The organism is Mycobacterium sp. NAZ190054, from assembly GCF_001545925.1.
Lineage (GTDB): Bacteria > Actinomycetota > Actinomycetes > Mycobacteriales > Mycobacteriaceae > Mycobacterium.
In genome coordinates this window covers 1-5250 of the sequence record NZ_LMVQ01000264.1, presented here as the reverse complement: position 1 = coordinate 5250, position 5250 = coordinate 1, and the positions used below count along the sequence as shown (strand labels likewise).

Annotated in this window: 5 protein-coding genes; all 5 read left to right on the top strand. The window is 69.3% G+C overall.

Going from position 1 to position 5250, the window contains the following annotated elements; all coding sequences use genetic code 11:
- A partial coding sequence (locus ASJ79_RS18155; protein WP_067957977.1) for a S9 family peptidase occupies nucleotides 1-1792 on the top strand: 1792 nt, incomplete at its 5' end.
- The gene (locus ASJ79_RS18150) at nucleotides 1789-2358 is read left to right on the top strand and encodes a TetR/AcrR family transcriptional regulator (protein WP_067957976.1); all 570 of its coding nucleotides are present in this window, start codon (nucleotides 1789-1791) and stop codon (nucleotides 2356-2358) included. The genes ASJ79_RS18155 and ASJ79_RS18150, both read left to right, overlap by 4 nt.
- A gap of 10 nt (nucleotides 2359-2368) precedes the next feature.
- Nucleotides 2369-2866, top strand: coding sequence for a glutathione peroxidase (locus ASJ79_RS18145; RefSeq protein WP_067957974.1), 498 nt, complete (start codon nucleotides 2369-2371; stop codon nucleotides 2864-2866).
- A 43-nt stretch (nucleotides 2867-2909) separates the two neighbouring features.
- Nucleotides 2910-3638: a DUF2334 domain-containing protein gene (locus ASJ79_RS18140; protein ID WP_082753916.1), complete on the top strand. Its 729-nt coding sequence runs from the start codon at nucleotides 2910-2912 to the stop codon at nucleotides 3636-3638.
- A 26-nt stretch (nucleotides 3639-3664) separates the two neighbouring features.
- Nucleotides 3665-5250: FAD-binding dehydrogenase (locus ASJ79_RS18135; protein ID WP_067957968.1), on the top strand; the 1586-nt coding region annotated here is incomplete at its 3' end.

Below are 5250 nucleotides of genomic sequence, written 5' to 3'. Positions count from 1 at the left end.
AGATCCCGACGACTGGACACCTCCGGTGTTCGACGAGAACACCGACATTCCCGGCGAACAAGTGCTGCTCGACGAGAACGTCGAGGCGCAGGGGCACGAGTTCTTCTCGCTGGGCGCCGCCACCGTCAGCGTCGACGGCAACATCCTGGCCTACTCCGTCGACGTCAAGGGTGACGAGCGGTACACGCTGCGGTTCAAGGACTTACGCACCGGACAGCGCTACGACGACGAGATCGTCGGCATCGGCGCCGGTGCCACCTGGGCCGCCGACAACAACACCGTCTACTACGTGACCGTCGATGACGCCTGGCGGCCGGACACCGTGTGGCGCCACCGGCTGGGGTCGGGGCTGCCCGCCGAGCGGGTCTACCACGAACCCGACGAACGCTTCTGGGTCGCGGTCGGCCGTACCCGCAGCGACAAGTACGTGATCATCGCGGCGGGCAGCGCCGTGACCTCGGAGCTGCGCTACGCGGACGCGGCCGACCCGCAGGCCGAGTTCACCACCGTGTGGCCGCGGCGCGAGTCGGTCGAGTACTCCCTCGATCACGCCGTCGTCGGCGGCGAGGACCGGTTCCTGATCCTGCACAACGACGGAGCCGAGAACTTCACCCTCGTCGAGGCGCCCGTCGCCGACCCCACCAACGTCCGCACGCTGATCGAGCACCGCGGTGACGTGCGGCTGGACTCCGTCGACGCGTTCGGTGATCACCTGGTGGTCAGCTACCGCAAAGACGCGCTGCCCCGCATCCAGCTGTGGCCGGTGAGCGACACAGGATACGGTCAGGCGCAGGACATCACGTTCGATTCGGAGCTGATGTCGGTCGGGCTGTCCGCCAACCCGAACTGGATCGCACCCAAGCTGCGGATCGGCGCCACCTCGTTCGTCACCCCGGTGCGGATCTACGACCTCGACCTTGCCACCGGTGAACGCACGCTGCTGCGCGAACAACCGGTGCTGGGCGACTACCGGCCCGAGGACTACGTCGAGCGCCGCGACTGGGCGGTGGCGCCTGACGGTGCGCGCGTGCCGATCTCGATCATCCACCGGGCCGGCCTGGAGTATCCGGCCCCGTTGCTGCTGTACGGATACGGTGCCTACGAGTCCTGCGAGGACCCGAGATTCTCGATCGCGCGGTTGTCGCTGCTCGACCGCGGCATGATCTTCGCGGTCGCCCACGTGCGCGGCGGAGGCGAGCTGGGCCGGCCGTGGTACGAGCACGGGAAGCTGCTGGAGAAACGCAACACCTTCACCGACTTCATCGCCGTGGCAAGCCATCTCGTCGGGACCGACGTCACAAGGCCGGAGAACATGGTGGCCTACGGCGGCAGCGCGGGCGGTCTGTTGATGGGCGCGGTGGCCAACATGGCACCGGAGCTGTTCGCCGGCATCCTGGCCGCGGTGCCGTTCGTCGATCCGCTGACCACGATCCTGGATCCGTCGCTGCCGTTGACGGTGACCGAATGGGACGAGTGGGGCAACCCGCTCGAGGACCCCGAGGTGTACCACTACATGAAGTCCTACTCGCCGTACGAGAACGTAAAGGCCAGGACCTACCCGGCGATTCTGGCGATGACCTCACTCAACGACACCAGGGTGTACTACGTCGAACCGGCGAAATGGGTTGCCGCGCTGCGTCATGTGCAGAGCGACGCCGCGCGCGACGGGGCCAGGGTGCTGCTCAAGACCGAGATGAACGCCGGCCACGGTGGTATCAGCGGGCGTTATGAGCGGTGGAAGGAGACCGCGTTCCAGTACGCGTGGATGCTCGACGTCGCCGGCGCGAGATGACCCGGGATTCGTACCATCACGGTGATCTGAAGGCCGTCATCCTCGCGCAGGCCGCGGTCCTGGTCGCCGAACGCGGCGCCGACGGTGTCTCACTGCGCGAATTGGCCCGCGCCGCCGGCGTCTCCCACGCCGCACCGGCGCATCACTTCACCGACCGGCGGGGCCTGTTCACCGCGCTCGCTGCGCAGGGCTGGCGGATGCTGGCCGCGGCGCTCGCCGGTGCGCGACCCGAATTCCTCGACGCCGCACTGGCCTACGTACGCTTCGCCCTCGAGAATCCCGGTCACTTCGCGGTGATGTTCGACCGGTCGTTGATCGATCCGCACAACGCGGAGCTGCTGGACGCCCGGTCCGCCGCCGGCGCCGAGCTGGCATCCGGGGTGGGCACGCTGGACGATCCCCGTGCCGCCGAGGACCCGCAGGCGGCGGCGCTGGCCGCGTGGTCGCTGGTACACGGCTTCGCGATGTTGTGGCTGAACCGGGCGATCGACGCCGACACCGACCCCGTCGCCACCGCCGAGCGGGTGGCGCGCATGCTGTTCACCCCGAACCGGCCGCACGGGTAGCGTCGGCGGCATGACTGACGCTGTGATCACCGACATCCCGCTCACCACCCTCGACGGCGGATCCACCACGCTGGGCGAACTGGCCGACGGCGCCGCGCTTGTGGTCAACGTCGCCTCCAAATGTGGGCTGACGCCGCAGTACACCGCGCTCGAGCAGCTCGCGAAGGATTACGGCGATCGCGGGCTGACCGTGATCGGGGTGCCGTGCAACCAGTTCATGGGCCAGGAGCCGGGCACCGCCGAGGAGATCCAGACGTTCTGCTCGACGAAGTACGGTGTGACGTTCCCGTTGCTGGAGAAGACCGAGGTCAACGGCCCCGGCAGGCATCCGTTGTACGCCGCGCTCACCCAGACCGCAGACGACGAGGGCGAGGCCGGCGACGTGCAGTGGAACTTCGAGAAGTTCCTGCTCGCGCCGGGTGGCAAGGTGGTCAGACGTTTCCGTCCCCGCACCGCCCCGGACGCCACCGAGGTGATCGCGGCCGTCGAGCAGGTCTTGCCGCGATAGCCGAGACGACACCTGCGCGCGTCGTGTCGTCCACCTTCACGACATCTCACATTGCGACACTGCGGGTGTGCCAGGACAACTGATCGTGTCGATCTCCGGCGTCAGCGACCGCACGCTGGCCGATGTCGCCGCGTTCCGTGACTCGCTCGGTGACCGCGGTGTGCCGGTGTCGTTTCTCGTCGCTCCGCGTCTGAAGGGCGGGTACCGGCTCGAGCACGACGCGGTCACCGTCGACTGGCTGATCGACCGGCGTGCGCACGGCGATGCCGTCGTGCTGCACGGCTTCGACGAGGCCGCCACCAAGCAGCGCCGAGGCGAGTTCGCCACGTTGCCCGCGCACGAGGCGAACCTGAGGCTGATGGCCGCCGACCGGATCATGGAACATCTGGACCTGCGGACCAGGCTTTTCGCCGCGCCCGGCTGGAACGTGTCCCAGGGTGCGATGGCGGCGTTGCCCGGCAACGGTTTTCGGTTGGTGGCCGGTCTGGCGGGGATCACGGACCTGACCCGAGGGAACACCGTGCGGGCCCGGGTGCTCGGCATCGGTGAAGGCTTTCTCGCCGAACCGTGGTGGTGCCGCACGTTGGTGCTGGCCGCCGAGCGCACGGCACGCCGGCACGGGATCGTCCGGCTCGCGGTGGCCGCCCGGCACCTGCGCCGCCCGGGGCCGCGGCAGGCCATGCTGGACGCCGTCGATCTCACGCTGATGCACTCGTGTGCGGCCACGGTGTACCGGTGGCGGCCCGAACCTGCGCTGACCGACGCCGCGTAGGGCCCCGCGCTGGCTAGATTGGCCCCATGGCTGATGTCATCGTGGTGGGCGCCGGGCTGGCGGGTCTGGTCGCCGCGTGTGAACTGGTCGAACGCGGCCGGAGCGTGCTGATCGTCGATCAGGAGAACGAAGCCAACCTCGGTGGGCAGGCGTTCTGGTCCTTCGGCGGACTGTTCTTCGTCGACAGCCCAGAGCAGCGGCGGATGGGCATCCGGGACAGCCATGAACTCGCGCTGCAGGACTGGCTGGGCTCGGCCGGGTTCGACCGGCCCGAGGACCACTGGCCGCGGCAGTGGGCCCACGCGTACGTCGACTTCGCCGCCGGCGAGAAGCGCAGCTGGCTGCGTGACCGCGGCCTGCAGACTTTCCCGTTGGTCGGCTGGGCCGAGCGTGGCGGTTACGGCGCCAACGGTCACGGCAATTCGGTGCCGCGCTTCCACATCACCTGGGGCACCGGCCCCGCGCTCGTCGACATTTTCGCGCGCCGCCTGATCGGTGCGCCGCGGATCCGGTTCGCGCATCGGCACCGCGTCGACGAGCTGATCGTCGAGGAAGGCGCCGTGGTGGGCGTGCGGGGCGCGGTGCTGGAACCGTCGTCGGCGGTGCGCGGCGCGGAATCGTCACGAAACGTCGTCGGCGACTTCGAGTTCCGGGCGCAGGCGGTGATCGTGGCCAGCGGCGGGATCGGGGGTAACCACGACCTGGTCCGCAAGTACTGGCCCGAACGGATGGGACGGGTGCCCGAACAACTCCTCAGCGGGGTGCCCGCACACGTCGACGGCCGCATGCTGGAGATCTCGGGCAGGGCCGGCGCCAGCATCATCAACAGCGACCGGATGTGGCACTACACCGAGGGCATCACCAACTACGCGCCGATCTGGCCCCGCCACGGCATCCGGATCCTGCCCGGGCCGTCGTCGCTGTGGCTGGACGCGCACGGCAAGCGGCTCCCGGTCCCGCTCTACCCGGGATTCGACACACTCGGCACCCTGGAGTACATCGCGCAGACGGGTCAGGACTACACGTGGTTCGTGCTGAACTCCCGCATCATCGCCAAGGAGTTCGGACTGTCGGGCCAGGAGCAGAACCCCGACCTGACCGACCGCAGCATCCGCGCGGTGCTCGAACGCGGCCGCAAGGGGCCCGCGCCGGTGCACGCGTTCGTCGAGCGGGGCGTCGACTTCGTCACCGCGACCACGCTGCGTGAGCTGGTGACCGGGATGAACGCGGTCCCCGGCGTGCTGCCGCTCGACTACGACGTCGTCGAGGCCGAGGTCACCGCACGCGACCGTGAGGTGAGCAACCGGTTCACCAAGGACGGTCAGATCACCGCGATCCGGGGCGCGCGCGCCTACCTGCCCGAACGCGTCAGCCGGGTGGTCGCGCCGCACCGGCTGACCGACCCCAAGGCGGGCCCGATGATCGCGGTCAAATTGCACATCTTGACCCGGAAGTCGTTGGGCGGCTTGCAAACCGACCTGGACGCCCGCGCGTTGCGCGACGACGGCGCGGTGCTGCCGGGGTTGTACGCCGCGGGCGAGGCCGCCGGGTTCGGCGGCGGCGGGGTGCACGGCTACCGCTCGCTGGAGGGCACGTTCCTGGGCGGATGCGT

What these genes read in the sequence shown, in the direction of transcription:
- ASJ79_RS18145 (WP_067957974.1), top strand. Translation starts at nt 2,369, where the DNA reads ATGACTGACGCTGTGATCACCGACATCCCGCTCACCACCCTCGACGGC.
- ASJ79_RS18150 (WP_067957976.1), top strand. Translation starts at nt 1,789, where the DNA reads ATGACCCGGGATTCGTACCATCACGGTGATCTGAAGGCCGTCATCCTC.